Consider the following 26,438-nt stretch of genomic DNA (forward strand, 5'->3'; position numbering starts at 1 on the left):
GACGTCAAGGCCACCTGCTCGGCGGGGGTCGTGGAGGTCGATGTCCATCTCGTTGGCGAGTTTTTCATGCCGCCGTGAATCCGAGTGTCCGGTATCCGGGCATGCGCCGCTGCAATGAGGCGGCAAGGACGGGGGTGGCAACGTCGTGGTAGTCGTGGACCTCGGCGGTGTCCTTCCCTGGTGCGGCTCGGATGACGCGGCCGGCGCATTGAACGAGCAGGCCGTCGTAGGAGATCGGCCCGGCGAGGAAGAGCGTATCCAGGGCTGGGGCGTCGAAGCCTTCGCCGATGAACGGCGTGGTCCCGATGACCAACAGAGCGTCACCCGCTTTGGCTGTGTCAAGTCGTTCGACAACCGCCCGTCGGTCGGTGGTGCTCATCGCGCCTTGGAGCACGAGCGGCTGATGTCCCCGTGCGGCGAGCATGGCGGCGAGAGCCTCGACATGGGCGACTCGTCGGGTGAGGACCAGACAGTTGCGGCCACGCGTCAGGGCCGCAGCAATGTCATCGGCGATCAGAGTGTTGCGTGGCTCGTCGAGGGCCAATCTCCGGTGCACCTCGGCCAGCGCGCCCGGCGCGTCCAGGTCGACGTCGCCGACCTGGAAATTGGTGTCGTGCTGGAACAGCACGCGCCGCGGTCCAGTGCCGGCGTTCATGGCGGCGGCGAGAGTGCCCTGTTCGTCGTCGGTCATGGTGTACCGCACTGGGCCGAGTTGCCAGGTGACGAGTTGACCGAGACCGTCACGCCGGGTGGGCGTGGCGGTGAGACCGAGCCAAAACTGCGCGGCGATCGCTTTGACGGAGTGCTCGTACGCGGCGGCGCCGAGGTGATGGCACTCGTCGACAACCACATGCCCGTACTCGAGGGTGAGGGTGGCGATGTCGTCGCGTCTGGCCAGCGACGGCAGCAGCGCGATGTCCACGATGCCGGTGAGCTTGCGCCGGCCGCCGCCGAGTTGGCCGGGCTTGATACCGAGGAACTGCTCGACGCGCATGCGCCACTGGTCGGCGAGGGCCTTGCGGTCGACGAGGATCAGGGTGGACGTGCCACGCTCGGCGATCACGGCGCAGCCCATGACGGTCTTGCCGGAGCCGGGCGGGGCGATGAGCAGCCCGTCGTCATGGGCGAGAAGGGCGCCGACCGCGGTCCCCTGCTTGGCAGTGAGTTCGCCGGTGAACGCCACGTCGATCTCCCGGCCGGGGTTTCGCGCGTCGGTGACGGAAAGCCGCGAACCCGCCTGTTCGACGATGGAGTGGATGGAGTGGCGCAGCCCGCGGGGCAGGACCAGGTGGTCGTCGAGGGTGAGGTCATAGCCGCGGATGAATCGCGGGGTGTCCCAGGTTGATTTCCGCAGGCGCTGCAGTTCGTAGAACTTCGGATTGGCCATGGCAGCCGCGTGTTTGAACGTCGCGAGCGCGGCCGGGGTGAGTTGGCCGGTGTCAAGGTTCAACCCGGCACCAAGACCCGCGTGGACCACCGCAGGTAGCGCGGGATGGACCCGCGTTGCGGCGGACCTGCTGATCGTGGCGACGTCGGTTCCGGTGGTGGAGCGTTTTGCGTTGCGGGAGAGGCGCTCTGCATCGCCAGGACTAAGCCGATCCAGCGTGGAGAGGAACGCCCACTGGTCCTCGTGCGGTTCGAGAGTGCCGAGGTCGAGGAACGTGGTGAGGCCTTCCTTACGGCGGCGGCCGTACAGCGGCGCGGCGATGAGGTTGCCGAACCCGCCGTCGGGCACGACGTCTTGATTGGGAAACAGCCGATCGTACGACCGTAGGTCCATCGACCCGCGCAGCACCATCGCCTCGTGCAACAACGCGGTACCGACAGCTCGCGCCGTCGCCGCAGGAAGCGCTTCCGTGAAGAAGATCCACACATGGGCCCCACGGCCCGACTGGGAAATCTCCAGCGCGGCCGGCACAGCACTGGCCCTCGCCGCCTTGACGTAGGCGAGCGCGTCGAGCATCGCCATCGCACCGTCGAAGTCGGCGACGACGAACTGACACGTGTTCTTGGGTAGCAGCGGGTAAAGACCCATAAACACGTCGCCGACGAGATGAGCCGCCACGACTTGCGGGGTGCGGGGTAGATGAGTGGCGCTGCGCCGATCAATGCCCTTGCGCCAGCCGCCGGCGACGGCCGGCGACCACCCAGATGCACCCGTACGAGTGTTCTCCCAGCGGACGGCGTACACGTCGGTACGGGCCCGGAACCGGTCGGCGAACAAGGCTAACTTGTCCGCCACCGGCGACGCCATGGTGACCATGCCCGGCACGGCGACCGGGGCGGATAGCTGCTCCGGGGGCGGAGCAGTGTCCTGACCACGCAGTTCCAGCAGCCGCGACAGCCTCGCGTTCTCGGTCTGTAAACGCTGTACCGCGCGGCGTAGGTCGGCGTGCTCAGCCGTCGCATCCACTGGATCATTCTGACGTATCGGGCTTCGAACCTACGACGACCGGCCGCTATCCTCCGCCGATGGCACCGAAGCGGAACGCGGCGCTCGAGGCGATGATCGAAGAAGCCACCGTCGACGCGTACAACGACGACGAACAGCTCACTGGCCTGTTCACCATGATCGAAGACCACCTGGTCGTACCGTTCGCCACCACCGTGCTCGGTGTCGAGGTCACCGTGAAGAAAGTCGACTTGATCGGTGACAACATCGTCGCCATCTGCGCTCGAGGCTGTGACCGGCAGCGGATCGACCTGCTCGACCTGCCACTACCCGCCCCGCCACCGGACGGTTCGGTATGGATCGACGCCTACCGGCACTGGGCAGGGCGATAGACCACGGTGGGCGGCTACCAGTACTACTCCTCTTACGCCTGCCCAACCCCTGGAACGGCACTGGCGCTGGAAGGTCATTCCGGCCGCAGGAACGACGGTCGGCGGAAGTCCTGCCAGCTCTCCCACGGATAAAATCCTGGGCATGTCACCTTCAGAGGTCGCCGCTAATGCTCCGGACGTGCTCGGCGAGTGAATATCACTCGACGTCAGCGCTGGGCACCCGCGGTCACTGCCGGGCACGCCGAGCCGCGTGTGCGCGGGGTTTGCTCCGGACGCGCTCCGACCAGCGACGGAACCGCAACCGGTCGACCAGATGACACCGGTGGGCACCCGACGGGACGCCCGGGCACTCGTGGATATCCCCAGCTAGGTACGATATGGGCCGCAGGCCCTCGTAGCTCAGGGGATAGAGCATCGGTTTCCTAAACCGTGTGTCGTAGGTTCGATTCCTACCGGGGGCACCATGTGATGTCTCAGGACATCGGAATAGCCCGAACCTACGTTTCGTAGGTTCGGGCTTTTTGTTTGGTGGGGGCTGGGCCGGGTGGTCGGCCGGTGGGCTGGTAGTCGCGGCGGGGGTCGATGGTTAGTTCGCGGAGGATTTCGCCGGTGGCGGCGTCGATGACGCGGACGTCGGGGTCGTGGATCAGGGGTAGGACGTAGGTTCCGGCGTAGGTCTTGCCGATGCCGATGTGGTGCAGTTGGCTGTGGACGTGCAGGGTGATGGTGCCGGCTTTGCTGATGGTGTCGTGGCGGACCCGGTCGTGGGTGTCGGTGCTGCGGTCGGTGCCGGGTGTGGCTTTGGGTCGGGCCTGGTAGGCGGTGGCCGGGGTGGCCCGGTGCGGTAGTGAGCGGTGCGGGCGGCGGTGGTTGTATTCGTCGGTGAACACCTCGAGCAGGGCTTGCAGCTGGGTGAGGGTTGCCGGCTGGTGGGGCTGGGCGCGGAGCCATTTCTTCATCGTTTGCTGGAACCGTTCGGCTTGCCGCAGGTGGTGGGGTGGTTGGGTCGTGAGTTCTTCTGCATGATGTTCTGCTGGCGGAGCTCGGTCTCGAGGGCGGTGCGTCCGCCGCGGCCGCCGGCGAAGCGGGCGGTGTAGACCATGCCGTTGTCGGTGAGCGTGGACGCCGGGTATCCGTGGAGCTGGGCGGCTTGCAGGAAAGTGGTGTGGGCGATGACGGCGGTGATCCGCGGGTGGGCGCTGATGTGTAGGGCGTAGCGGGAGTGGTCGTCGAGCCAGGTGATGATCTCGACGTCGGAACCAGGCCGGCCGTCGGGGCGGGTGAGCCGGTGATGGGTGAAGTCGGACTGCCAGGTCTCGTTCGGCTGCTCGGCTTGAAAGCGGATGTATGAGCTCTTCGGCCGTTTCGCCGGTGCGGGTGTGACCTGCCCGGCGCGGACCAGGATGCGGTTGATCGTGGCCCGTGACAGCACGGTGTCGTGATGGTGCTGCAGGTGCCAGCCGATGGTGTCGGCGCCGGCGTCCAGGCCGGCCTCGCCGAGCTGTTTGCGCAGGACCTGGACGAGTTCGACTGTCGCGGCCGGGGTGGCGGCGGGGCGGGTGTTCGGGGCGCGGGAAGCGGGGCTCGAACGCTGCTTCGCCTTCAGCGTGGTAGCGGGTCATGAGCCGGCTGATCCGGCCTTGCGAGACGCCGTAGGCGCGGGCGGTCTCGGCCTGTGATGCGCCGGTCAGGACGGCAGTGGCACCATCAGTTCTGCGCCGTGGCCTGGTTTGATAGACCTCGCCCGATCGGCACCGGTGTGCTGCGCGATGCGGCTCGGCGCGGCTGTGTGTCGCTGGTCGCGCGAACTCTGCGTACCTCGAACGCTCTCGATGAGCCAAGGACCGGTTCTCGGGTGTACGCGACGCCAGCCTGAGCCCAGCCGTAGCGGCGTTAGACTCCGCGGCCATGGGAGCGCTCATCTTCAGCCTCAACCTCACCCTGGACGGTTGCGTCGACCACCAGGAGGGGATCGCCGACGACGAGACGCATGCCTTCTTCACGCGTCTCATGGATGAGGGCGGGGCGATGCTGTGGGGTCGCGTCACCTACGAGATGATGGAGAGCTATTGGCCGGCCGTCGCTCGTGGTGACGAAGAGGCGCCGCCGGCTGTGCGCGAGTGGGCGGTCAAGCTGCAGGCGAAGCCCAAGTATGTGGTGTCGTCGACGCGTAATGACTTCCCGTGGGAGAACAGTCACCACATCGCGGGGGATCTGCGGGAGGGCGTGCAGAAGCTCAAGGATGCGACCGCGGCCGGTGTGCTCCTCGGCAGTGGCAAGCTTGCGACCGAGCTCGACCGGCTGGACCTGATCGACGAGTACAAGCTGCTCGTCCATCCCAGGATCGCCGGCCACGGCCCGACGCTGTACCAGGGCGGGCTGCCCGCCACGCGCCGGCTCGAGCTGCTCTCGGCGCAGCCGCTCCGCAACGGCGCGGTGGCCATGCACTACCGCCGGGCGCGCTGAAACACAGGAGGTGGCCCGGGGGCCCGCCAGGCCGAAGCCCGGCGGGCCCGGCGGTCAGCCTGCTACCTGGAACGAGACCGAGTGGCCGTGCACGTTCATGGTTCCGTCCGGCTTGACTGCGTTCACCTCCAGCGAGTGGTATCCCGCTGTTTGCGGGGTCCATGTGACGCTGGCCCGGCCGTTCTCGTCGGCCTCGATCACGGTGGGCTCGGTGTCCCAGTCGGCGTCGATGGTGTAGCGGTACGTGGCTACCTCCTGCCAGCCCGGTGGCGGGGTGAAGGTGAACGTGCCCTCGACGCCTACGCCGCCCTTGGGCTGGGCGCCCGTGATGTCGTACACGTTTGATTGGATGCCGGGCCAGGGCGGGAAGTACGCGGTCCAGTTGGCCGGGGCCGAGACGAAGGTATCTCCGCTCCTGCTTCTGATCTGTAGTTGAGGACCGCCGACTTCGGAGGCGACGAAGCTGTAGTAGGCCACGCCGTCCTCGCCGGGCGTCCTGGTGTCGGTGTAGTTCTGGCCCTCGCGCTTGATCTCGTACTCCGTGACGCCGGTGATGCCGGGGGCCGGCGTGATCTTGAGGAGGACCTCCTGGCCCCACTCCGGCGTGCCGCTCTCGACCGTGACTACCGGCTCGTTGCGGGTGATCGACGTGCTGTAGGTGGTCTCGGGCGACGCGTTACCGGCCAGGTCGATCGAGCGGACGGCAAGCCGCACCGGGCCGGTCCGGTCGGGGTTGAGGGTGACGGTCGCTTTTCCGCCGGGGACGTCGGCCTTCACCGTGCCGGTCCGGTCGAACGGGTCCTTGCAGATCAGCTGGCCGTGGTCACCACCCTCGCACGTGCTGGGGACGCCGAGCCCGCTCCACGAGTACTGGAAGCCGGCGATGTCCTTGTCCTTGTGGCCGTCGAACACGAAGGTCGGGTGCTCGCCGACCGGGCCCCACGTGTCGGGCTTGTGGTTGGTCGAGGTCACGACGGGCGCCGAGGGGGCGATGCCGTCGTACTTGAAGAAGCACTTCTTCGACCAGGATGACGTTTCCGTGCCGTCGCTGACCCGGGCCTGCCAGCCGTACGCCGTGCCCTGCACCAGGTTCGAGCGCGGCACGTTGGCGTTCGCCACCCGGCCGCTCTGGGGGTAGTTGTCGGTGTAGGTCGTGCGGTCGTCGGGGCTGCCCACCGGCCAGATCGCGAACTCGGCGGTGAGGCGCTCCATCTCGTCGGGGTCGGTGACCAGCGCCTGCAGGCTGCCTGCGAAGCCACCCACCACGGGGTACGGCTTCAGCTGCGTACACGGGAAGCCGGCGTTGTAGAGGTGCGTGTTGTCGATTTTGGGGACCGTGTTGTGCGAAAGGCCGAGCCGTACGGTGTTGTACCAGTTCAGTTCCCGGCCGTACGCCGGGTCGGCCTCGTGGTCGGCCGACACCCGCAGCACGAAGCTGACCAGACGCTGCTTCTTCGCCACGGCGTCGGCGATCGCGGAACTCACGTCGAAGCTGATGTTCGCCCGCGGGCAGTACTCAGGCGTCTGGATCTCATCCAGCTTGGACAGTTCGGCCGGCGCCTTGTTCCACGTCGGCAGGCTCGGCAGCGCCTTCGTGCGCCACACCTCGATCGAGCGCTTCGTGCAGTCGGCGGCGCTGCGCTCCACGACGTAGAGCGTGCCACCGGTGACCTTCGCACCCTCGTACTCGGAAAGGTCGAAGGTGGCGTAGACGCGGGACGTGTGCGTGACGCCGGCGTCGTCCTGCGAGGTGCCCAGCGGCAGGTCCAGACCGTTGCCGGTGGGGAACGCCTTGCCGGGTTTCGCCGAGTCGGTCCACCCGATGGCGACCGGTGTCGGTGAGTCCGGGTGCCAGGCGGCGGATGCGACACCCGGCACGCCGAGGACCACACCCAGGCCGGCGGCGAGCGCCAGCCCTAGAGCTCTCTTCACTATTTCTCCTCCTATGACCGGGGCGAGCCCCCGCTCGACCGGCAGGAGAATTAACTATGGAGATTGCTCAATGGGCAACCCTTCGAAGATCACGAATGAGACTCGGGTGCGTTCGGGGGATGGGCCTTCTCGAATTCTTCCCAGCTGACCTCCCGCATCGTGCCGTCCGGACCCATCTCGTACATCGTGAACGGGCCCAGATCGCGCTTTGCCCGCTCGTGAGCCGCCTCGCGTGCTGCCAGTTCCTGACCTGACGGGTCGCCGACGCGGAAGACGTGCACGGGAACGTCTTCCGCCTCGATATCGTCCGGACCGGGGTCTCCTTCGATGACGAAGCCGAACAAGGCGCTCAGAGCCACCTCACCCAGTTCCAACGGATGGAAAGGCAGCGGGTACGGCTCTCGATCCTCCCAACCGGGAACCGGTTCGACCGGATGCCGGCCGTTCCAGAACGGGCGCTCGAACTCGTACGGCTCGCCGATGTTCTCGATGATGCCGCTGCCCGGGGAGAGGCTCAGCGAACGAACCAGCTTCCCGTCCTCCCAGACCGCGAAGCAGAGCCAATCCACCACCGAATGCATGCCGTGCATGACGATCCGCCGACCGGCGCCGGCCCGGAGCAGATGTTCCGGCAGCTCCGACGGACGATCCAGGACCAGCCGCTGGTCGCACACGAACTCAGCGCCGGGCAGCACAGTCACATGGGCGATGTCTTCGGGCGGGTACGTCTGAAAGAGACTGCTGTCGCCGACCAGCGCGACGTCACAGCCGGGAAGGACCCGCCGGACCAGAGCCTCAGCCTCGCTGGGATCGGATCGGGTCGCGCCCCGCAACGCCGGCCTCAGATCGCCGTCGGTGAAAGCCAGCAGCGCAGTCTTGGCGCCCATGACACCTCCTGGTTCGTGGGCACGATACGACATACCGTGAGGAGGTGCTGAGCGATCGGGATCGCACTCTTCTGGCGCCCCACGTCGTACTGTTGCGGGCCGCTCAGAAAGAGCTGGTGACCGCTCGGCGGCGATTCGAGGCGGCCGAGCAGGGGCTGACCCAATCGGCCGGTGGCACCGACTGGCGCGACCGGCTGCTGGGTGGTCTGTTCAGCGCCGACGACGGGCGGACCCAGCAATATCGGCGGGCCCGCGACGAGCACAGAACCGCGCAGAAAGCGCTGGCGGAAGCCGAAGCCAGGTACGCCGGCTATGCCGAGCGCGTCGACGGAATGCTCGAGCCGTTGCTGGTCCGGGACGACCCCGAGTTCCGGGTGCTGGTGGAAACGGTGCGGATCTGCGACAAGGCTCTGCGCGCCTGCGAAGAGATGCGAAGGCGTATCGGGAGCATCCGCAAACCCGACGCGGGACGGGCCAAGGACGACCGCCTCGCCTGGCACGAGGCCGAATTCGCCCGTCGTCAGCGCGATGAGCTGATCCAGGAGGTGCGCACGCGAGGGCCGGGGCTGCGCCGGACGATCGAGCGCGCCGCCCGGGCCGTCGGCGAATCTCCGCCACCGGTCGACGACGTACGCGGAACCGGAGATCGGCAGCTGCGCGAATCACAACAGCAATTGGAGGCGGCGATCAGAGAGATCGGCCGGTGGCGGGCTGTCGCCGACCAGGCGCGCACGGCCGCGTTGCGCGTCGCACACGACTCAATCTGAGCGGGTCATCGCGCGGGCCAAGGCGATGGCGAACGGCGACTTGTCCGTACGCCAGACGTGCCGTTCCTCGTAGGGCCACGCGTAGACCGGGGACTCGTCGCGGCACAACCCGGCCAGTTCCGGCTCGCCCAGATCCTCGGCGGCGTGCGCGTACAGCTGCGGAATCCGCGGCACGATGACGCCGTAATCCACGATGCGCGACAGGTAGTTCTCGGCCGCCAGGACCTTGTCGATGCCGACCTTTCCCAACGGGTACGCGTCGGGCAGCACATCCTTGAGCGAGAGAAACAGGTCGGCGCCGCGACGGCGGGGGTCGCCGAGCAGACGGCCGAACACCGCCAGCCTTCCGAGCGCGAGCTTCGGCCGTACGAGAAGGCAGTGGGCATAAAGCACTCGGAGCAGAGCCACATCCATGAAGAACCGCTCGAGCGACCCCTCACCCGCGACCAGATCTCGATGCCGCAGATAGCCGCCGACGATGCTCGAATTGTGCGCGCGATACCAGCGCTCGGGCCCCGGCGCCCGCAGAAAGGCCAACCAGAAACCGACGCTGCGGTTGCTGCCCGCGCCGGCAGCCCCCCGGAAAAGCAGATCCGCCTCGGCCGCGTCCCGCAGCAACGATTCGTTCACGGCCCGCCACCACGGGCTGCCGCCGTCCGCCCGAAGCACTCCACATCGGATCTGCCATTTCATGAAGGCAACCTCGGCCCTCCGGTACGACCGGATGTCCGGCCTTTCATAGAAGGCAGCAGCCAGCCCCAACCGCCGCGCGGGATCGTCACGGACCGCCGCCACCATCTCGCCGGCCCGCTGCTCGGCCCCAGTCGTCATAGGGCCGGAATGTAGCTTGAACATCGCGTGACCGGGAACGGTGGCGACGGGGCAATACGATGAGACATCGACAGTGATCATCGCTTTGCCGGGGGATCTCATGGCGCCGTCCAGGCCGCGCGGGGGCGGCGGAGGTGACGACGGGTCGCCGTCACCGCACCGGCCACGACCGGGCGGCGACAACGCGGCCGCCCAGGAAGAAGCAGCTGCGGCTCGGCTTCAGGCGGGGCTGGCAGGTGAACGAGGCACCAGCAACGGCCCCGGCGGTGACAGCGCCGACGTCACCCTCAGCGCGACCCGGGCTGACGCGGACAGCGCCCACGGTTTCGTTGACACCATCGTCGGCGATCCGCGGTCGGTCGCCGGAAGGTCGGCGCAGGACATCGCCGATCAATTCACCGCGGCGGGCTACCGGGCCCATGTCGAGCAGAGCACCCGAAGCGGCACTTCTCAGCGGGCCCAGCAGGTGCGCATCCAAGGGCATCCCGAGATCACCAACATCCAGGTCCACCCCGGCGGCGGGCGGCACACGCCGGAAGGTTCGCCGTACTGGAAGATTTCCACGAGTACGCAGGGAAAGACCTGGGTCGTCCCGAGGGACTTCCGAGGCGCCGACGAGCTGGGCGGAAACGTGGTGCGCTATGACGAATAAGCTGATCAAGGTGGATCGGGTGCGCTCGGTCGAGGAGGCCGTCACGCTCGAGAAGCTGGGGGCCGACCTGCTCGGGATCGACCTCACACCGGATCCGCGCTTCGACGACGGCCGAACGATCTCACTCGAGCAGGCCACCGCGATGGACGGCGCTCTGGCCCGGGCGACATTGGTGCCGGTCCTCGATCTGGCGGGCGATCCCGATCGGATCCTGCGGATCGCTCACGCCACGCATTCCCGAATGGTGCAGTCGGCGCGGCGCATGGTAGCGCCGGCCGACGTACGGGCACGGCTGAACGACGCCGGTGTCGGCATCGTCTACGGCGGTATCGAGATTGCCCACGACGATGACCCGTCCTGGGTTCTCAGCGATTACCTCGACGAGCCGGGCCTGGAGGCCTCCTTCTTTCAGGCCGACGTGCTGCCCGAGTACCGCGACTCCTGGACTTTTCTGCGCGACCGCGCACCCGAATACGAGGAGGAGTTTCAGATCGCCGACCTCGACGAGCTCGCCGGCCGTCATCCGCTCTTGGTTGGATTCGACTTCACGCCCAGGAACGTGCGCGAAATCGTGGGCGCCCTTCCACGCGTACGAGGCCTGGTCTTCACCCTCGCCGAACGCGCCGGCCGAAGCGGGGTGCATTTCCGCTCCTATCCCGAGACGCTAGCCACGCTTCAGGCGCTGAGGGGGTGACCGGCAGATGGTCGAAGGGTTCGCGGTCGACGTCGAGGAGCTACGCGCGCACGCGGCGAAGCTGCAGGCCTTGCGTCAACGGGTCGCTGCCATCAGATCGGCGAGCGCGAGCATCAGCAGCAACGAGGCCGCCTACGGCGTCCTGTGTGGCTGGATGGCCGAGGTCCTGGAGCGCCGGCACCAGCGGCAGAACCAGCTGTTCGCCGACGTCGAGCGGAATCTGGTCCGGGCCGCCGAGGCGCTGATACGGACAACTCAGGAATACGCGGAGACCGACGACACCGCGGCCCGGCGCATCCGCCGCGCCGGGCGCATGGAGGACTCGCCATGACGGACAGCTCTCTGGTCGCGAGCGTAGTTTCGACTCGTACCGGAACCGCGGGTGTGGGCCTGGCGGAAAGCTTCCAAGGCTTGAACAACGCGGTGCAGAGCGGAAGCTGGGTCGATGGCGCCCTGGCCGGTGGCGCCTTCGCGCTCGAGGCGGCGGCGATCGTGCTCGATCCGTTCAGCGCGCTTCTGTCCAGTGGTCTGAGCTGGGCCATGGAGTACTTCGAGCCGCTGCGCGAGGTTCTGGACCGGCTGGCCGGAATTCCCGACCAGGTCAGGGCCAACGCCGGGACGTGGTCCAACATGGCCGTCGAACTGCAGGCGCTGGCCTCCGACCTGCAGGCCGATCTGGCGACTGACCTGCCGGGATGGCAGGGCACGACCGCCGATTCCTACCAGCAGTTGATGGCGAACAACGTCGACGGTGTGGGCGGGCTGAGCGTGCTCGCCTCCACGATGGCGGCAGCTACTCAGGCAGCGGGAAATCTGGTGCAGTTCACCCGCGACATCGTGCGGGATCTGATCGCTGATCTGGTCGCTCGGGCCATTGTCTGGGCCGCCGAGGCGCTGTTGGTCGTGACAATTCCGGTCGTGGCCGCGCAGATCGCTTCGGCCGTGGTCAAGTGGGCAGGCCGGATCATGGGCTATACGAGCGCGCTGGTCACCAGCCTGACCAACCTGCGCGTGCTGCTCGGCGGCTGACCGGAACGGCCCGCGACCTGGGGGTCGCGGGCCGTTCGGCGGGGCAGGAAGGTCAGCCGACGCCCTGAACGGCGTCCTTGTGGACGTGGACGCCGGCGCCGAGTTCGACGATCTGGGCTTCGCTGAGGCCGAGGCCCTGCCAGACCTGGACGATCAGGTAGATGCCGGAGGGCTGCTTGATCCAGAGCTCCCAGCCGGTGTCGCCGCCGGGGGCGGTCGGGGCGGGGCCGTCGGGGGTTTCGCCGCGCAGGCTCTTGAGCAGCACGCCCCTGTGGTCGCCGACCTTAACCGTTTTGCCCTCGCGGGACGGGCCGCTCTGGTCCTTGGACTCGAGCATGACGACGATTTTGTCGGCGAACGAGTCCTTGTCGTAGACCGGGTCGGTCGACGGGTTCACGCCGGGGCCGGGGTTCTTGGCCTTGTCGGGGGCGATCGTCACGTAGCCGAGCTCGCTGGCCTGGACGAACCAGCCGTCCGGCACCTTGTCGACGGTGAAGCCCTTGGGCTGTTCGCCCTTGTAGGCGACGAGCTGAACGGCTGCGGCGCCGGCGACCACGCGGTCCTCCGGAGCCGTGGGGGCGCTGGTGCTCGTGGCGACGGCGATGGCAGCGGCCAGGGCGGCCACTCCGAAGGCGGAACCGGTGCAGGCCTGGACGACCCGGCGGCGGCGCAGGGCGCGACGGCCGCGGGTGAGGTCGGCCTCGATCTGGTCGTTCGAGGGGGCGGAGATCGGACCGGCGATCTCCTGGAAGTGGTCACGCAGGTCGTTCATGGGGTGGCTCCCTGGCTGAGAAAGGTGGGTCGGGCGCTGCCGTGCAGGGCGGCTCGGAGACGATCCAGACCGCGCGCTGTCTGGCTCTTGACGTTGCCCTCCGAGCAGCTGAGCGCGTCCGCCGTCGCTGCCACGTCGAGGTCGTAGAAGTAGCGGAAGACGACGGCCGCCCGCATCCGGGGTGGGAGCTCACGCAGGGCCTGTCTGACGGCCTCGCCCGCGGCTCCGGCACCGCCCGGCGTGTCACCGGCGACGTCGGGGAGCTCGGCCATACTTCGCTCCCGGTGCCGCCAGACCCGCCGCTTCTCGTCGATCAACGCGTTGACCAGCACGCGGCGCACATACCCGTCGGGGTTGTCCGCCCGCTGGAAAGCCGGCCAAGCGACGTACAGCTTCGTCAGCGTCGCCTGGACCAGATCCTCGGCCAAGTGGGTGTCGCCCGCGGTGAGCAGGGTCGCCGTATGGAGAAGGCGAGGTCGCCGGCTCACCACGAAATCGTGGAACTGCTCGTCTCTGTCTCGTCTCACACCCCGATGACGATCGGCTCCACGGTGGGGTTGCATGCCGCCCATCATCGGTGAGCCCGGCAACACCCGCTTCGAGTGAGCCGAGTCGCCGTTCCCAGGAAAGACAGCCACGGCCGGGCGGCAACGCCGCCCGGCCGTGAGGCAAGAAGTGTTGTTTGTCTAGTCGAGCGCGCCCTTGATCTTGTTGACCACGTTGGCGACGCCCTGGGCGTGGGCGCCGGCGCCGGTGCCGGGCTTGCCCTTGCCCTGGGAGCCGTCGTAGGTGACGAACAGCTTGGGGTCGGGCGCGGGGCCCAGCGGCTTGTCGTCGGTGAGTGGCTGGGCGTCGGGAACGTAGTCGATCTTGTCGCCGAGCAGGGTCTCACCCTGGGCCCAGCGGCCCTCGCCGGCCGTGCTGGCCGGGTCGAAGCTGTAGAACGTACGGCGGGCGAAGTCCTTCTCGACGTCGCCGTTCGAGTTCTCGATCGGGCTGTCGGTGAAGCCGTCCTCGATGAGCTGCTCGATGCCCAGCAGCCACTGCTGCTGGTGGTAGGTGTCGCGGGCCAGGTTGAACTGCAGCATGTCCTTGACGCCGCGGTCGTCGGTCATGTTGTAGCAGCGGCTGGTCTGCAGGCGGCTCTGGGCCTCGGCCGACACGTTGGAGCGGAAGTCGGCGAGCATGTTGCCGCTGGCCACGATGTAGCCGGCGTTCCACGGCACACCCTGGCTGTTGGTCGGCATGGCGCCGCCACCGGTCACAATGGAGTGCTGCGGGTTCTGGCCGCCGAGCACGGCCGCGAGCACCGGGTTGGCTGCCGCCGCCTTCTCGGTGGCTTCGGCCGGGCCGCCCTCGAGCAGGCGGGCCAGCATGGTCGTGAGCATCTCGACGTGACCGATCTCCTCGGTCGCGATGTCCATGATCATGTCCTTGTACTTGCCGGGCACGCGGCACGACCAGCCCTGCCACAGGTACTGCATCATCACGGTCATCTCGCCGAACTGGCCACCGACCAGCTCCTGGAGCTTGGCGGCGAAAAAGGCGTCCGGCTTCTCCGGCTTGGCCTGGAACTGCAGGTAGTCGACGTGCTTGAACATCGTTCCTCCAAGGAGACGAAGGCGGGACGCTCAACCAGCTACCCGTACGGATGTCCCAGACGGGTCAGTTCGTGGCCCGGTCGTGCCTTGGCCCGTACGGGTCCTGGTCTGGCACTCACGGGTCACCGGAACGGGGACTGAGGCGACCATGGTGGTTCTCGACGTCGCGCTGCCGATCAAGCGACAGGTGGCGCGGGTCGCGCCCTGGTTCGGGCCGGCCTTCGTGGCCGCCATCGCGTACGCCGATCCCGGGAACTTCGCCACCAACTTCACCGGCGGCGCCACCTTCGGCTATCAGCTGGTGTGGGTCATCGTCGCGGCGAACCTGATGGCCATGCTGATCCAGTCGCTGTCGGCCAAGCTGGGCGTGGTCACCGGCCGCGATCTGCCCGAGCTCTGCCGCGAGAACCTGTCGCGCCCCGTCTCGCGGGTGCTGTGGGTGCAGGCCGAACTGGTCGCCATGGCGACCGACCTGGCCGAGATCATCGGTGGCGCGCTCGCGCTGTACCTGATCTTCGGCATTCCGCTGCCGGTGGGCGGGCTGATCACCTGCGTGGTGGCGTTCGCGCTGCTCGGACTGCAGAAGCGGGGCGTACGGCGGTTCGAGGCCGTGATCGGCGGGCTGCTCGGGGTAATTCTGCTCGGCTTCGTCTACGACGCGTTGCGGGCCGGCACCGACGTGGCCGGGATCGCGGGCGGGCTGGTGCCCACGTTCTCGGGCACCGACAGCCTGCTGCTGGCCACCGGCATCCTCGGCGCGACCGTCATGCCGCACGTCATCTACCTGCACTCGGCGCTGACGAAGTCGCGGTCGGCGGCCGCCGCCGATCCGGCCGAGCGGCGTACGGTGCTGCGCTGCCAGCGGATCGACACGCTGCTCGCCCTGGGCCTGGCCGGGCTGGTGAACCTGGTGATGCTGACGATCGCGGCCCGGCTGTTCTTCGGCAGCGGCATCCCGGGCACCGACACCCTGGAAGGCATCCACGCCGGACTGGGCCTCACCCTCGACCGGTACGCCGCGCTGGCTTTCGCGATCGCGTTGCTCGCCTCCGGGTTCGCGTCGTCGAGCGTCGGCACGTACGCCGGTCAGGTCGTGATGCAGGGCTTCATCGGCCGCACCATCCCGCTGACCCTGCGCCGCCTGGTCACGATGGCCCCGGCCATGGTGATCCTGCTGGTCGGGGTCGACCCCACCGCCGCCCTGGTCTGGTCGCAGGTGGTGCTGTCGTTCGGGGTGCCGTTCGCGTTGATCCCGCTGATCTGGCTGACCCGGCGCCGCGACATCATGGGCGACCAGACAAACCACCCGGTAACGACGGCGATCGCCATGCTGGCGGCCGCTTTGATCATCGCGCTCAACGTGTTCCTCGTCATCCGTACATTCGCCGCGTGACACGCACCGCGAAGAGAGCCGTTTGAGCCGGTCCGCACCGGGAACGCGCCCGGCCATGGTGAGTCAGAGCAGTCCCGCACTGCCGGCGAGCGCGGCCGCCTCGGCCCGGCTCGAGACGCGCAGCTTGCGCAGCAGCGTGGCCGTCTGCCGCTTCACCGTCCGCTCCGAGACGTGGAGCTTGCCCGCCATCTCGGTCGTCGACGCGCCGGCCGCGATGTACTGCAACAGGTCGCGTTCCTCGCCCGACAGGGGCACCGCGATCCGCCGTGGACCCGGCGCCTGGGCCATCACGGCGGCGAGCAGGTCGGACGGCAGCACGACCCACCCGTCCAGCGCGGCCAGCAGGGGCTGGAGCAGGTCGGCGGGCTCGCTGCTCTTGGGCAGGAACCCTTCCGCGCCGGCCCGCAGCGCCTGCACCGCCGGGCCCGGGTCGTCGTCACCCGACATGGCGAGCACCCGGACCCGCGGCGACTCCTGGCGGATGGCGGCGATCGCCCGCACCCCGCCCGGCGGGGGCATGTGCAGGTCGACCATGACCAGGTCGGGCACGGCCCGGCGGACCATTCCGGCGGCCGCCGCGGCGTCGCCGGTGCTGGCCACCACGGCGGCCCGGCCGCTGCTCACCTCGGGCAGCAGCAATTCGAGCCCACGTACGAAGAGGGGATGGTCGTCCACGATGGCGATCCGGATACCTGCACGCATGGCGCGCGCATTCCCGTACGGAGCCGACTCATGCGCCTGAGGTCGCGCCGAGCTGAGCCGGACCCCGCTCTGCTGGCTCTGCGCAACGTCTGCCACGAGCTGCGGCCGCCGGTGGCCACGCTGACCTCGCTGCTGCGGGCGATCGAGAATCAGCCCAGTGCGGAGCGCCGGGCGGCGCTTGCCCAACTGGCCGTGGAGCACGTCTCGCACGCCGAGTCGGTGCTGCGGCAGGCGGCCGCGGTCGCGCAGGGGCTCAACACCCTGCCGGCCGATCCGGCGCCGCTCGACGTGGTGCTGCCGGTCGTGGCCGCCGCCGCGCCGGGCGACCGGCTCAGCGTGGGGGCCACCCCGTCCGCGATGCGCTGGCTCGTGCACCCTCAGCACACCCGGCAGATCTTGATCAATCTGGTCGGCAACGCGGTCCGCTACTCGCCCGGACGGATCCGGCTGACCGCGGGGCTGCGCGGTCGCCGGCTGCGGCTGACCGTGGCCGATCAGGGTGGTCCCACTCCGGAGCTGATGACGGCGATGGTCCGGCAGAGCCCTCCGCCGGACGACCGGGGTCTGGGCCTGTGGCTGGTACGCCAGCTCGCCCAGGCCCGCGGCGGCACCGTGCGGGCCGTGCCGCTGGCGCCGACCGGGCTGGTCATGGAGGTCAAGCTGCCCCGCTATCGCCGTTGACCTCCGGGGGCCAGCCCCGGCCCGGACGGGTCAGGCTCCCGGGCAATCGGGCGGCATGGGAATCGAGCTTTCACTTCGTACGGTTGTCGTCACGCCGTGGCTCGCCGGCCTCTTCTGGCACGGCCGGGCCGACGTCCTGACCGCCGTGCTGACGATCGCGCTCGTCGCCGTGTGGGCGCTGCCCCTGGTGCGGCGGCTCAGAGCGGGTTCGCCGCCACGAAGGCTGCCACGTATTCGTCCAGCCGCCGCTCCGGGCGCCAGCCCAGCTCGGCGGCCTTGGTGATGTCGGCCTGGCCGCGGGTGCGCTCGCCGCGCAGGGCCGGGGTCAGCTCGTAGGGCACGCCGAACATCTGGGCGACCTCGAGGATCGGCCACTCGTGGCCGGCGCCGAGCAGGTAGCCGTCGCCACTGCCCTTCTGGGCGACCAGGACGATCCCGCGGACGATGTCGTCGATGTGGGTGAAGTCGCGGGTCTGGGTGCCGGGAGAGACCACCGGCAGGGGCTCGCCGTGCAGGTACTTGTCCTCGAAGATGCCGATCACGGTGGCGTACTTGCCGCTGGTGATCTGGCCGGGGCCGTAGACGTTGTAGAAGTACGTGATCGCGTAGTCGAGGCCGTACCAGTTCGCGTAGTTCCGGATGTACTCGATGTTCTTGGCCTTGGTCCACGCGTACGGGTTCAGGTTCTCGTCCTGGCCGTCGTTGCCGAACTTCGAGCTGGAGCCCGCGTAGATCAGTTTGGCGCCGGCGGCCGAGGCGAACTTGACCACCTCTTTGGTCCCGAGCAGGTTGTAGTCCCAGGTCAGGTCGTGGTCCTCGAACGACGTGACGATTCTCGAGTATTCGCCCAGGTGAAAGACGATCTCGGGGCTGGGCAGACCGCGGCCGGCCCAGATCTTGGCCAGGTCGGCCGTCGAGCCGTCGAGGTAGGTGACCCGGGGGTCGTTGACGTGGTTCTCGGGGACGCCGGTGAAGTAGTTGTCGAGCGACACGATGGCCGCGGCCGGATAGTCCGTGAGCAAGGTCTTGATCAGGGCGGAACCGACGAACCCGGCACCACCGGTGACCAGCAGCGTGTGACTCAACGTAACCCTCCGACCGACGACTCCGATCGAAAAGGCTACCAAGAGCAGGCCGTCCCGCCCGAATCGCTCGAGCGGGACGGCCTTCGATCAGAAGGGCGCCGGCGCCGGGGGCGCGACGACCGGCGGGCGGTCGTCACAGGTGATGGTGTTGGGGAGCAGCCACGGCGCGAGCCAGCCGTCGTTGCCGCCGCGGTCGGTCACGGTGAACTCCGAGCCGGCCGGGGTGAACCCGAACGAGCCGCAGTTGTTGACCGGCACCGCGCCGACGTTGCGGGCGTCGACGTTCTCGAAGGTGGCGCCGCCGGCCACGCGGGCGCTGAGCACGCTGGTGCCCGTGCCGTCGATCCGGACGTCCTTGAAGTGGACGTTCGGGATCGAGTAGAGGTCCTTCACCGGCCAGTCGGAGACCATCATGATCGCGTTGTACGTGTTGTCGAGGTAGTGGTCGCCGGTGACCTGGATGTCGGCGTCGATGCTGCGGTCGAGCGCGAAGATCCAGATCGCGCCCAGACCGATGTTCCAGTTCAGCTCGTACGTGCCCGCACGCACCGTGGTGTTGTTGGTGATCTTCAGAGTGCCCGTGAAGGGCTCGGCGCCGAACCGGGAACCGGCGTGGATCGCGCTGCCCTCACGGATCGGGTCGGCGATCAGGTTGTTCGAGACCGTGTTGTCCCGGCCGCCGTAGATCGCGATGCCGTTGGCCAGCACCGGCGTCTGCACAGTGTTGCGGTCGAACGTGTTGCCGGCGTTCGTGGTCTTCTCGGCCCACATGGCCAGGCCGTCGTCGCCGCTGTTGCGGACGAAGTTGTTGCGCGCCACCGAGCCGGTGACGCCGGTGTGGAAGTTCAGGGCGTCGGCGATCTGGTCGACGATGATGTTGTTCTCGACCCGGACGTTCGACATCGGCCCGTCGAACCAGAGCCCGACCTTGGTGTGGCGCAGGTGAAGTCCCTTGATCGTCGAGTCGCTCATCGCGCCGCCGACGCCGTTGACCTGGTCCTTGTCGATGCGCTCGCGGACGTCGCCCTCGATGGCGAAGCCCGAGAGGTGCACGTTGCGGCTGCCGCCCTCAGAGGCGTACCTGCCATAGAAGCCGACTCCCGTGTGGGTCGAGCCGTCCGGCGCCGGCGATGCCAGCGGCACGGAGACGCCCTTGATGATCGTGTACCAGTTGCCGGCGCCCTCGATCGTCACGTTGTCGACCACGATGTGCCGGTTGACCTGGAACGTGCCCGGCGGCACGTACACCTTGAGCTTCGTCTTCTGCGCGAAGGCGATGGCCTTGTCGAAGGCGGGGGCCGAGTCACGCCGGCCGGTCGGGTCGGCGCCGAAGGCCAGCACGTTGGCCGCCAGCAGATTGACGTGGGGAAGCCCGACCAGCTCGGAGTCGAGCAGGTCGATCACGGTCCACGGCACCGCCGACGACGCGGTGAGGCGCACCTTCCCGCCCGCCGGGACCGTGCGGCCGAGCAGGAGGCGCTGCTCGTCGTAGAAGTGGCTGGGCCAAAACGGCTTGGTGATCGCCGGCGTCGGCGTGGTGGCGGCGGGCACGCAGGCGCACTCGGTGATCCACCAGTCCGGGTGCAGCAGGTCGGCGTTCGGGTCGTTGGTGAACGGATACTGGTTGTAGAGCCACGAGTACTGCGAGGTCAGCGTCATGGTGCGGCTGGCGTTGCCGGCCTTGACGCTCAGCGGGGCGGTCAGGCCCCCGCCGGTCGCCGAGTCGGGGATGCTGTAGCGCACGGTGACCGCGTTGGCCGCCTTGGGCAGCGTGAACTCGACGTACTGGCCGGGCGTGAGGCGTACGGCGGACCGGCCCGACGCCTCGGCGGGCAGGGTGTACGCGGTGCGGCCGGGTCCGATGACCGTGCCGTTGGTGCGGGCGCGTTCGGCTTCCTGTTCCAGGAAGGCGACCGAAGCGCCCCGGCCGGCGACGAGCGCGGGATCGAGGGCGGCGCGGGTCACCGCAGGGACGGCGGGGGCAGGCGAGGCTTGGGCAGCGCCGGCGGGGACGACCGCGACGGCGCTCAACGCTATGACGGCCACGGCGACGGGCCGTCGGAGTGCCAGGGACATCGACGAACTCTTCTCTGAGGTGGGAGAGGGAGCGTGGCTGTGACCATAAGATTGCTGTGACGCAGTCCACAAGGTTCAGTCCGAAGTTTCCGGCAGATTGCTCGGTTTTTACGTGAAGCGATCGGTTTCTTTCACGCTGGTCGTGCTGCTGACCGCCGCTTGCAGCAATCAGCCGCAAGACCCCACCTGGACCCGGATCACCATCCCGGCGGACGGCGCGGTGCTGCTCAGCGATGTGGCCGACTGCGACGGCCGGTGGTGGGCGGTCGGCGGCATCCGGGCCGCCGACGGCACGACCCGCCCGGCCGCGTGGATCGACGGCGCCGCGGTCACGTTCGCGCCGCGGCCGACGAGCTACTACGGCCCACACCAAGTGATCAAGAGCGTGGCCTGCACGGACGGGAGGGTGGCGATGGTCGGCGCCACGCCGGGCGGCGCGCACGGCAATCCGCGGGTCAGCACGTGGCACGTGGAAGGCGAGCGCATGGTCGAGAATGCCGCGCCCTTCGAGACGTTCGGCGGAGACGAGGCCGTCGACGTCGGGCGGATCGCCGCCGGGCCGGCAGGGTTCGCCATCGCGGGCAACCGCACGAGCGGAGCGGCCGCGTGGTTCTCGCCGGACGGCAAGGCGTTCACGCTCAGCGAGTCGGGCGCCGCCGGAACGTTCGCCCGCGACGCCGTGCCGCTGACCGACGGCCGCTGGCTGATCGTCGGCGGCGCAGCGAACGGCCAGGCGGGCGCCGGCCAGAAGGCGGCCGCCTGGATAGCCGGGCCCGAGGGTTGGTCACCCGACGCGCGAATACCGGACGGCCTGGAGGTCCAGCGCGCGACCCGCGACGGCGACGACGTGCTGGCCGCGGGCATGAGCGGCGACGAATTCCGGGTCTGGCGCCGCCACGACGGCCAGTGGTCTGCGGCCGGCTCGTCCGAAGGCGGCCCTCAGGGCGTACGAGATCTGGCCGTTGCCCATGGACAGAGCGTCGTCGCCGCAGAAAGCCTGCTGATCGCCGGCTCGCGACGGAAGACTCCGGCCGAGCCGGTCGCCGTCGCCGCCCGCGGCGACACCCTGCTGATGGCCACGGCCGACAGCCTCTGGCAGACCACCGTTCATCGCTGAGCCATCCACAGCTGTCGTTTTCTTGCGATGCTCGGCCTCATGACGAGCCACGAGCACGACCACCTCAGCCGTCGATCCCTGCTCGCCGCGTCGGGCGGCCTCCTGGTTCTGGCGGCCACGCCCGGCACCGCGCACGCCGCCACCACCGGCGTCGCCGTCGACAACTCGCCCCAGCGGGCCACGGGCGCCTCTCGCACCTCTCGCCTCACCCAGGGCACCACGCTGGTGCACGCCGACCTGCACAACCACACCCTGATGTCGGACGGTGACGGCGACCCGGCCAACGCGTTCGCCTCGATGCGCTCGGCCGGCCTCGACGTGGCCGCGCTGACCGACCACACCACGCTGTTCGCGATCGAGGGCCTCTCGTCTTCGGAGTGGCGACGGGCCGGGCAGCTCGCCGATGCCGCCAACGTGCCCGGCGCCTACACAGCGCTGCGCGGCTTCGAGTGGTCGCACCCGCTGCTCGGGCACGTCAACGTCTGGTACACCGGCAGCTTCACCGATCTGGGCGGCTCGTCGAGCATGGGCCGGCTCTACGACTGGATCGAGGGGTCGGGCGGCATCGGCGGCTTCAACCACCCCGGCCGCGAGCTGCTGCGGTTCAACGATTTCGCGTACGACGCCGGCCTGCGCGACCAGATGGTCGGGCTCGAGATGTTCAACCGCGGCGACGACTACCTGTTCGACGGCTGGTCGAGCGGGCAGAGCTCCCCGCTGAACGCGTGCCTCAACGCCGGCTGGCGCACCGGGCTCACCGGCGTTACCGACGAGCACGGCACCGACTGGGGCTTCCCCGAGGGCAAGGGACGCACGGGTCTGTGGGTCGCCGAGAACACCCGCAACGGGGTGCTCGAGGCGATGCGGGCCCGCCGCTTCTTCGCCACCCGGGTCAGCGGGCTCCGCCTCGACGCCACGGCCGATGGCGTACGGATGGGAGGCAGCCTGCCCACCGTCAAGGGCGACATCCGCTTCGTGGTCGACCTCGACCGCGGCCCGGAATGGGACGGCAAGCCGCTGAAGCTGCAGGTGCTGCGGCCGGGCTCGCGGGCCCCGCAGGTGGCCGAGGTGGTCGACGCCGTCGCCGGCACGACGACCGAGTTCACCGTGCCGCTCGACCTGGCCGACGGCGCCTGGGTGGTCATCCGGGTCGCCGACCCCACCCAGGCCAACGCCTCCCCCGGCCCGGCCGGGCACCCCGGCAACGAGTGGGGCGTGGCCTACTCGAGCCCGTGGTGGCTCACCGCCTGATCGGCCGACCTCGTACGGACCAATCCTCGGCCGCCCTTGCGCGATTCACCTGACCATCGCCCGGGGCCTTGACATGCTCCTCGGGTGAGCGCGCCCCATCACCACAACCGTGTCCGACGACGATCCCTGCTGGCCGGCGCCGGCGGACTGGCCGTGCTGGCCGCGACGCCCGGTCGCGGCCGGGCCGCCGGCGACCGGCGCACGTCGAGAATCAGCCGGGGCACCACCCTGGCCTACGCCGACCTGCACAACCACACGCTGCTCTCGGACGGCATGGGCGAGCCCGAGCTGGCATTCGCGTCGATGCGCTCGGCCGGCTTCGACGTGGCCGCGCTGACCGACCACGCCACCGACCAGGCGCTGACCGGTCTGACCGGCCGGAAGTGGCGGCAGCTGGGCAAGCTGGCCGACGGCGCGTACCGGCCCGGCTCGTACACGACCCTGCGCGGCTTCGAGTGGTCGCACTCCCACCTCGGCCACATCAACATCTGGTTCACCGACGAGTTCGCCGACCTCAAGACGGCCGGTGACACGGCCGCGCTCTACAAGTGGCTCGCCGGAACGTCGGGCATCGGCAGCTTCAACCATCCGGGACGGCAGCGCGAGCAGTTCGGCGATTTCACGTACGACGCCCGGATCGCCGGCCAGATGGTCGCGCTCGAGATGTTCAACAACGGCGACGACTACCTCTTCGGCGGCTGGCCGACGCACCACTCACCGTTGTCGGCCTGCCTCAACGCGGGGTGGCGGACGGGGCTGACCGGGGTCTCCGACGAGCACGGCGGGGACTGGGGCCACGACGACGACAAAGGGCGTACGGGTCTCTGGCTCACCGGGAACACGCGGGCCGGGGTGCTGTCGGCCATGCGGGCGCGGCGCTTCTTCGCCAGTCGCGTCGACGCGCTCCGGCTGGATGCGACGGCCGACGGCGTACGGATGGGTGGCCGCCTGCCGATCGCCAAGGGTGACGTGACGTTCCGGGTCGACCTGGACGCCGGCTCCGCGCTGGCCGGGCGGACGCTCTGCCTCCAGGTGCTGCGGCCGGGGACGACCGTTCCCGAGGTGGCCGGCCTGGTGCACTTCACCGCGGGCGAGGTCGTCACGATCACGGTGCCGCTCGACGTCTCGGACGGCGACTGGGTCGTGCTGCGTGTATCGAACCCGGCCCTGGACAACCCCACGCCCGGTCCCGCGGGCCACGCCTGCAACGACTTCGGCCTGGCCTACGCGAGCCCGTGGTGGCTGACCGGCGGATCAACCTCGGCCAAGTCATCAACTCGGCACCCGTCCGGCCGATAGGCAGCGCGTGAAACCATCGGAGGCAGGCGACGGCACCAAGCTCGTGCACGTCGGGCGCCAACCCATCTTCGATGTGCACGGTGACGTGGTCGCCTACGAACTGCTCTTCCGCGGCAGCATGGACGCCGTGGCAGCGGGCCGGCAGGACACATACGCCACGAGCACAGTGATGATCAACGCGTTCACCGAGTTCGGCATCGGCGAGGTCGCCGGCGACCGCCTCTGCTTCATCAACCTGACCCGCGAGTTCCTCGCCGGCGAGCTGCCCCTGCCCTTCGGCCCGGCCCAGGTGGTGCTGGAGGTGCTGGAGACGGTCGAGATGGACGACGAGGTGATCGCCGGGATCACCCGCCTGGCCGAGGCCGGCTACCGGATCGCGCTCGACGACTTCGTCTGGGGCTCCGGGCACGAGCAGCTGTTCGGCCTGGCCTCGTACGTCAAATTGGATCTTCTCGACGGCGACGTGAGCAAACTCGACGAGGTGGTCGCGGCCGTCCGGCAGTTCCCGAACATCCAGCTCGTGGCCGAGCGGCTCGAGACCGATGAACAGCTCGCGCTGGCCGACCACTACGGCATGGAACTGCGCCAGGGGTACGCCCTGAGCCGCCCCCAGGTGCTGACGGTTGCCAGCCTCTCCCCCTCCCGTCTGCGCCGCCTCGAACTGGTCACCGCGCTCAGCGCCCCCGAGACCGACATGCCCCGCATCGTGGCCATCATCGCCAGCGACCCGGCCCTCTCACTGCGCGTGCTGCGGGCGAGCAACTCCGTCGCGGCCGGCCACGCCAACCGGGTCTCGTCGGTGCGCCAGGCCGTGGTGATGGTGGGGCTCAAACACATCCGCCAGTGGGCGATGCTGATGGTGCTCGACGAGGTCGGCGGCCCCGCCGAGGAGCACATGCTCGGCGTGCTGACCCGGGCCCGGCTCTGCGAGAACGTGGCCCAGTGGTTCGGCGCGGCGCCCGACGCGGCCTTCATGTCCGGCGTGATCAGCGGCGTGGCGCGGGTGCTGGGCATCCCGTCGGCCGAGATGGCCGAGCAGTTCCCCCTGGCGCCCGCGGTGACGGCGGCGCTGACCGACGGCACCGGGCGGCTCGGGCAGGTGCTGCTGGCGGTCGACGGGTACGAGAAGGGCGAGCTCGGCTCGTACGACCTGGCCCCGCAGTACATGGACGCCGTGCGCTGGTCGACGCGCGCGCTCGACGCCTCCAACCGGCTGGCAGCGGCCTGACGCGTTTCCCGCTTCGGGGCCGCGGTCGGCGAGATTCAGAGTTCGGCTGCCCGGGCCAGCAGGGCCCGGCGTTCCGGTCCGTCTCCGGTCGTGGCGGCGGCCTCGCGGAACAGGTCTTTCGCGCGCTCAAGGTCGCCGGCGCGGGCGGTCAGGTCGGCCTCGACCGCGATGACCATCGGGTAGGCGTCTCTGATGTCCCTGGTGTGCTCGAGCAGTTCGAGACCCCGTCCGGCGCCGAAGGCGTAGCCGTGGGCCACGGCCCGGTTGAGGGCGATCACCGGGGTCGGCTGCACGCGAGCCAGCTCGTCGTACCAGAGCGCTATCGAACGCCAGTCGGTGTCACCCGGTGTGACGGCGGTGGCGTGACAGGCGGCGATGCGGGCCTGCAGGGCGTACGGGCCTTCGACCGGGGTGCGCTGCAGGATCTGCACAGCCTCGGCGATCGCGGCCCGGTCCCAGCAGTCGCGGTCCTGACGGTCCAGGGGCACCAGGTCGCCGGCCGTGTCGCGCCGGGCGTGCCGGCGCGAGTGCTGCAGCAGGAACAGCGCCAGCAGCGACGTCACCTCGGACTCGGTGGGCATCAGCGTGCCCAGCAGCCGGGCCAGCCGGATCGCCTCGTCGGCGAGCCGCGGTTCGCCGTCGTACCCGCGGTTGAACAGCAGATACAGCACCGCCAGCACCCCCGGCAGGCGCTCGTCGAGCGCGTCGCCCTCGGGCACCCGGTACGGGATCCGCGCCGCCGCGATCTTCGACTTGGCCCGGGTCAGCCGCCGCGTCATCGTCGCCTCGGTGACCAGGAAGGCCCGGGCGATGTCACTGGTCGAAACCCCGGCCACCGTACGCAGGGTGAGCGCCACCCGCGCCTCCAGAGCGAGCGCGGGATGGCAGCACGTGAAGATCAGCCGGAGCCGGTCGTCCCTCGGGGCCGGAGTTTCGATCATCGCCATCTCCCGCAGCTTGCGATCCTCCACGGCGGCCCGCCGCAGCACGTCGAGAGCCCGGTTCCGGGCGACCGTCATCAGCCAGCCGCCCGGATTCTCCGGAACCCCGTCCCGCGGCCACCGTTCCAGCGCGGTGGCCAGGGCGTCCTGCGCGCAGTCCTCGGCGAGCGTCCAGTCGCCGGTCACCCGGATCAGGGTGGCGACGAGACGCCCCCAGTGCTCCTGGTGCGCAACGGCGACGGCGTCCATG

At 69.2% G+C, this 26,438-nt stretch carries 26 protein-coding genes, 1 tRNA gene and 1 pseudogene; 14 read left to right on the plus strand and 14 right to left on the minus strand.

Annotated elements, in window-relative coordinates; genetic code table 11:
- Positions 1 to 64 precede the first annotated feature (64 nt).
- The gene (locus tag KXC43_RS52720) at positions 65 to 2,413 is read right to left on the minus strand and encodes a DEAD/DEAH box helicase (RefSeq protein ID WP_221377017.1); all 2,349 of its coding nucleotides are present in this window, start codon (positions 2,411 to 2,413) and stop codon (positions 65 to 67) included.
- 59 nt (positions 2,414 to 2,472) lie between these two features.
- Here KXC43_RS52720 and KXC43_RS17085 point away from each other — a divergent pair, with 59 nt between their 5' ends.
- Together KXC43_RS17085 and KXC43_RS17090 are read left to right on the plus strand one after the other, a co-directional pair.
- The gene (locus KXC43_RS17085) at positions 2,473 to 2,784 is read left to right on the plus strand and encodes a calcium-binding protein (protein ID WP_221377018.1); all 312 of its coding nucleotides are present in this window, start codon (positions 2,473 to 2,475) and stop codon (positions 2,782 to 2,784) included.
- Positions 2,785 to 3,172: 388 nt separating this feature from the next.
- Positions 3,173 to 3,248, plus strand: a tRNA-Arg gene (locus KXC43_RS17090).
- A gap of 33 nt (positions 3,249 to 3,281) precedes the next feature.
- On the opposite strand, the gene KXC43_RS17095 is transcribed toward KXC43_RS17090, so the two are convergent.
- The 3 genes and pseudogenes from KXC43_RS17095 to KXC43_RS53220 all read right to left on the minus strand — a co-directional run.
- Positions 3,282 to 3,743 (minus strand): integrase core domain-containing protein, encoded by a 462-nt coding sequence (locus tag KXC43_RS17095; RefSeq protein WP_221377121.1) that lies wholly within the window; start codon positions 3,741 to 3,743, stop codon positions 3,282 to 3,284.
- Positions 3,740 to 4,216, minus strand: a complete 477-nt coding sequence (locus KXC43_RS17100) for a DDE-type integrase/transposase/recombinase (protein ID WP_221377019.1) — start codon at positions 4,214 to 4,216, stop codon at positions 3,740 to 3,742. The genes KXC43_RS17095 and KXC43_RS17100 overlap by 4 nt, the downstream gene beginning before the upstream one ends.
- A gap of 148 nt (positions 4,217 to 4,364) precedes the next feature.
- Positions 4,365 to 4,796: pseudogene (locus KXC43_RS53220) on the minus strand (helix-turn-helix domain-containing protein); the annotation flags it as partial.
- Here KXC43_RS53220 and KXC43_RS17110 point away from each other — a divergent pair.
- The gene (locus KXC43_RS17110; RefSeq protein WP_221377020.1) at positions 4,693 to 5,250 is read left to right on the plus strand and encodes a dihydrofolate reductase family protein; all 558 of its coding nucleotides are present in this window, start codon (positions 4,693 to 4,695) and stop codon (positions 5,248 to 5,250) included. The pseudogene KXC43_RS53220 and the gene KXC43_RS17110 overlap by 104 nt on opposite strands.
- 54 nt (positions 5,251 to 5,304) lie before the next feature.
- Here the strand turns inward: KXC43_RS17110 and KXC43_RS17115 are convergent, their stop codons facing one another.
- On the minus strand, positions 5,305 to 7,182 hold the full coding sequence (locus tag KXC43_RS17115; protein WP_221377021.1) for a CBM96 family carbohydrate-binding protein: 1,878 nt from the start codon (positions 7,180 to 7,182) through the stop codon (positions 5,305 to 5,307).
- A gap of 89 nt (positions 7,183 to 7,271) precedes the next feature.
- Positions 7,272 to 8,069, minus strand: a complete 798-nt coding sequence (locus KXC43_RS17120; protein WP_255644145.1) for a DUF6928 family protein — start codon at positions 8,067 to 8,069, stop codon at positions 7,272 to 7,274.
- A gap of 44 nt (positions 8,070 to 8,113) precedes the next feature.
- Between KXC43_RS17120 and KXC43_RS17125 the strand changes: the two genes are divergently transcribed.
- Positions 8,114 to 8,836: a hypothetical protein gene (locus KXC43_RS17125; protein WP_221377022.1), complete on the plus strand. Its 723-nt coding sequence runs from the start codon at positions 8,114 to 8,116 to the stop codon at positions 8,834 to 8,836.
- On the opposite strand, the gene KXC43_RS17130 is transcribed toward KXC43_RS17125, so the two are convergent.
- Positions 8,828 to 9,667: a hypothetical protein gene (locus KXC43_RS17130; RefSeq protein WP_221377023.1), complete on the minus strand. Its 840-nt coding sequence runs from the start codon at positions 9,665 to 9,667 to the stop codon at positions 8,828 to 8,830. The genes KXC43_RS17125 and KXC43_RS17130 overlap by 9 nt on opposite strands.
- 100 nt (positions 9,668 to 9,767) lie before the next feature.
- On the opposite strand from KXC43_RS17130, the gene KXC43_RS17135 reads away from it, so the two are divergent.
- The 4 genes from KXC43_RS17135 to KXC43_RS17150 are packed head-to-tail and all read left to right on the plus strand — an operon-like array spanning position 9,768 to position 12,042.
- The gene (locus KXC43_RS17135; protein ID WP_221377024.1) at positions 9,768 to 10,319 is read left to right on the plus strand and encodes a hypothetical protein; all 552 of its coding nucleotides are present in this window, start codon (positions 9,768 to 9,770) and stop codon (positions 10,317 to 10,319) included.
- Positions 10,320 to 10,338: 19 nt separating this feature from the next.
- Positions 10,339 to 11,013 (plus strand): beta/alpha barrel domain-containing protein, encoded by a 675-nt coding sequence (locus tag KXC43_RS17140; protein WP_221377025.1) that lies wholly within the window; start codon positions 10,339 to 10,341, stop codon positions 11,011 to 11,013.
- Positions 11,014 to 11,020: 7 nt separating this feature from the next.
- Positions 11,021 to 11,344, plus strand: a complete 324-nt coding sequence (locus tag KXC43_RS17145; RefSeq protein ID WP_221377026.1) for a type VII secretion target — start codon at positions 11,021 to 11,023, stop codon at positions 11,342 to 11,344.
- On the plus strand, positions 11,341 to 12,042 hold the full coding sequence (locus KXC43_RS17150) for a WXG100 family type VII secretion target (RefSeq protein WP_221377027.1): 702 nt from the start codon (positions 11,341 to 11,343) through the stop codon (positions 12,040 to 12,042). The genes KXC43_RS17145 and KXC43_RS17150 overlap by 4 nt, the downstream gene beginning before the upstream one ends.
- A gap of 52 nt (positions 12,043 to 12,094) precedes the next feature.
- On the opposite strand, the gene KXC43_RS17155 is transcribed toward KXC43_RS17150, so the two are convergent.
- From KXC43_RS17155 to KXC43_RS17165, 3 genes are all read right to left on the minus strand, one after another.
- Entirely contained in the window at positions 12,095 to 12,814 is a 720-nt protein-coding gene (locus KXC43_RS17155) for a hypothetical protein (protein WP_221377028.1), read from the minus strand.
- Complete coding sequence (locus KXC43_RS17160; RefSeq protein ID WP_221377029.1) at positions 12,811 to 13,341, minus strand: SigE family RNA polymerase sigma factor; 531 nt, start codon at positions 13,339 to 13,341, stop codon at positions 12,811 to 12,813. The genes KXC43_RS17155 and KXC43_RS17160 overlap by 4 nt, the downstream gene beginning before the upstream one ends.
- A 159-nt stretch (positions 13,342 to 13,500) precedes the next feature.
- Positions 13,501 to 14,415 (minus strand): manganese catalase, encoded by a 915-nt coding sequence (locus KXC43_RS17165; protein WP_221377030.1) that lies wholly within the window; start codon positions 14,413 to 14,415, stop codon positions 13,501 to 13,503.
- 148 nt (positions 14,416 to 14,563) lie between these two features.
- On the opposite strand from KXC43_RS17165, the gene KXC43_RS17170 reads away from it, so the two are divergent.
- The gene (locus KXC43_RS17170) at positions 14,564 to 15,808 is read left to right on the plus strand and encodes an Nramp family divalent metal transporter (protein ID WP_221377031.1); all 1,245 of its coding nucleotides are present in this window, start codon (positions 14,564 to 14,566) and stop codon (positions 15,806 to 15,808) included.
- A 63-nt stretch (positions 15,809 to 15,871) separates the two neighbouring features.
- Here KXC43_RS17170 and KXC43_RS17175 read toward each other — a convergent pair whose 3' ends face one another.
- A complete protein-coding gene (locus KXC43_RS17175) occupies positions 15,872 to 16,510 on the minus strand; it encodes a response regulator (protein WP_221377032.1) in 639 nt (212 codons plus the stop codon).
- A 30-nt stretch (positions 16,511 to 16,540) separates the two neighbouring features.
- Between KXC43_RS17175 and KXC43_RS17180 the strand changes: the two genes are divergently transcribed.
- Complete coding sequence (locus tag KXC43_RS17180; protein ID WP_255644146.1) at positions 16,541 to 17,191, plus strand: sensor histidine kinase; 651 nt, start codon at positions 16,541 to 16,543, stop codon at positions 17,189 to 17,191.
- Positions 17,192 to 17,388: 197 nt separating this feature from the next.
- On the opposite strand, the gene KXC43_RS17185 is transcribed toward KXC43_RS17180, so the two are convergent.
- Both KXC43_RS17185 and KXC43_RS17190 read right to left on the minus strand, forming a co-directional pair.
- Entirely contained in the window at positions 17,389 to 18,276 is an 888-nt protein-coding gene (locus KXC43_RS17185) for an NAD-dependent epimerase/dehydratase family protein (RefSeq protein WP_255644147.1), read from the minus strand.
- A gap of 87 nt (positions 18,277 to 18,363) precedes the next feature.
- Positions 18,364 to 20,352 carry a glycosyl hydrolase family 28-related protein gene (locus KXC43_RS17190; RefSeq protein ID WP_221377034.1) on the minus strand — a complete coding sequence of 663 codons (1,989 nt, stop codon included), beginning with the start codon at positions 20,350 to 20,352 and terminating at the stop codon, positions 18,364 to 18,366.
- Between the two features lie 112 nt (positions 20,353 to 20,464).
- Here KXC43_RS17190 and KXC43_RS17195 point away from each other — a divergent pair, with 112 nt between their 5' ends.
- The 4 genes from KXC43_RS17195 to KXC43_RS52725 all read left to right on the plus strand — a co-directional run bounded on the left by KXC43_RS17195 (position 20,465) and on the right by KXC43_RS52725 (position 25,247).
- A complete protein-coding gene (locus KXC43_RS17195) occupies positions 20,465 to 21,469 on the plus strand; it encodes a hypothetical protein (protein ID WP_221377035.1) in 1,005 nt (334 codons plus the stop codon).
- Between the two features lie 39 nt (positions 21,470 to 21,508).
- Positions 21,509 to 22,720 (plus strand): CehA/McbA family metallohydrolase, encoded by a 1,212-nt coding sequence (locus KXC43_RS17200; protein ID WP_221377036.1) that lies wholly within the window; start codon positions 21,509 to 21,511, stop codon positions 22,718 to 22,720.
- Between the two features lie 84 nt (positions 22,721 to 22,804).
- Complete coding sequence (locus tag KXC43_RS17205) at positions 22,805 to 24,019, plus strand: CehA/McbA family metallohydrolase (protein ID WP_221377037.1); 1,215 nt, start codon at positions 22,805 to 22,807, stop codon at positions 24,017 to 24,019.
- A gap of 7 nt (positions 24,020 to 24,026) precedes the next feature.
- Positions 24,027 to 25,247 carry an EAL and HDOD domain-containing protein gene (locus tag KXC43_RS52725; protein ID WP_308129113.1) on the plus strand — a complete coding sequence of 407 codons (1,221 nt, stop codon included), beginning with the start codon at positions 24,027 to 24,029 and terminating at the stop codon, positions 25,245 to 25,247.
- A 35-nt stretch (positions 25,248 to 25,282) separates the two neighbouring features.
- On the opposite strand, the gene KXC43_RS17215 is transcribed toward KXC43_RS52725, so the two are convergent.
- Positions 25,283 to 26,437, minus strand: a complete 1,155-nt coding sequence (locus KXC43_RS17215; RefSeq protein WP_221377038.1) for an RNA polymerase sigma factor — start codon at positions 26,435 to 26,437, stop codon at positions 25,283 to 25,285.
- Position 26,438 lies beyond the last annotated feature (1 nt).

This window comes from Paractinoplanes polyasparticus, from assembly GCF_019710575.1.
In the GTDB taxonomy this organism is placed as follows: Bacteria; Actinomycetota; Actinomycetes; order Mycobacteriales; family Micromonosporaceae; genus Actinoplanes; species Actinoplanes polyasparticus.

What these genes read in the sequence shown, in the direction of transcription:
- KXC43_RS17085 (WP_221377018.1), top strand. Translation starts at nt 2,473, where the DNA reads ATGGCACCGAAGCGGAACGCGGCGCTCGAGGCGATGATCGAAGAAGCC.
- KXC43_RS17095 (WP_221377121.1), bottom strand. Translation starts at nt 3,743, where the DNA reads ATGAAGAAATGGCTCCGCGCCCAGCCCCACCAGCCGGCAACCCTCACC.
- KXC43_RS17110 (WP_221377020.1), top strand. Translation starts at nt 4,693, where the DNA reads ATGGGAGCGCTCATCTTCAGCCTCAACCTCACCCTGGACGGTTGCGTC.
- KXC43_RS17120 (WP_255644145.1), bottom strand. Translation starts at nt 8,069, where the DNA reads ATGGGCGCCAAGACTGCGCTGCTGGCTTTCACCGACGGCGATCTGAGG.
- KXC43_RS17130 (WP_221377023.1), bottom strand. Translation starts at nt 9,667, where the DNA reads ATGACGACTGGGGCCGAGCAGCGGGCCGGCGAGATGGTGGCGGCGGTC.
- KXC43_RS17135 (WP_221377024.1), top strand. Translation starts at nt 9,768, where the DNA reads ATGGCGCCGTCCAGGCCGCGCGGGGGCGGCGGAGGTGACGACGGGTCG.
- KXC43_RS17145 (WP_221377026.1), top strand. Translation starts at nt 11,021, where the DNA reads ATGGTCGAAGGGTTCGCGGTCGACGTCGAGGAGCTACGCGCGCACGCG.
- KXC43_RS17150 (WP_221377027.1), top strand. Translation starts at nt 11,341, where the DNA reads ATGACGGACAGCTCTCTGGTCGCGAGCGTAGTTTCGACTCGTACCGGA.
- KXC43_RS17155 (WP_221377028.1), bottom strand. Translation starts at nt 12,814, where the DNA reads ATGAACGACCTGCGTGACCACTTCCAGGAGATCGCCGGTCCGATCTCC.
- KXC43_RS17165 (WP_221377030.1), bottom strand. Translation starts at nt 14,415, where the DNA reads ATGTTCAAGCACGTCGACTACCTGCAGTTCCAGGCCAAGCCGGAGAAG.
- KXC43_RS17170 (WP_221377031.1), top strand. Translation starts at nt 14,564, where the DNA reads ATGGTGGTTCTCGACGTCGCGCTGCCGATCAAGCGACAGGTGGCGCGG.
- KXC43_RS17175 (WP_221377032.1), bottom strand. Translation starts at nt 16,510, where the DNA reads ATGCGTGCAGGTATCCGGATCGCCATCGTGGACGACCATCCCCTCTTC.
- KXC43_RS17180 (WP_255644146.1), top strand. Translation starts at nt 16,541, where the DNA reads ATGCGCCTGAGGTCGCGCCGAGCTGAGCCGGACCCCGCTCTGCTGGCT.
- KXC43_RS17190 (WP_221377034.1), bottom strand. Translation starts at nt 20,352, where the DNA reads ATGTCCCTGGCACTCCGACGGCCCGTCGCCGTGGCCGTCATAGCGTTG.
- KXC43_RS17200 (WP_221377036.1), top strand. Translation starts at nt 21,509, where the DNA reads ATGACGAGCCACGAGCACGACCACCTCAGCCGTCGATCCCTGCTCGCC.
- KXC43_RS17215 (WP_221377038.1), bottom strand. Translation starts at nt 26,437, where the DNA reads ATGGACGCCGTCGCCGTTGCGCACCAGGAGCACTGGGGGCGTCTCGTC.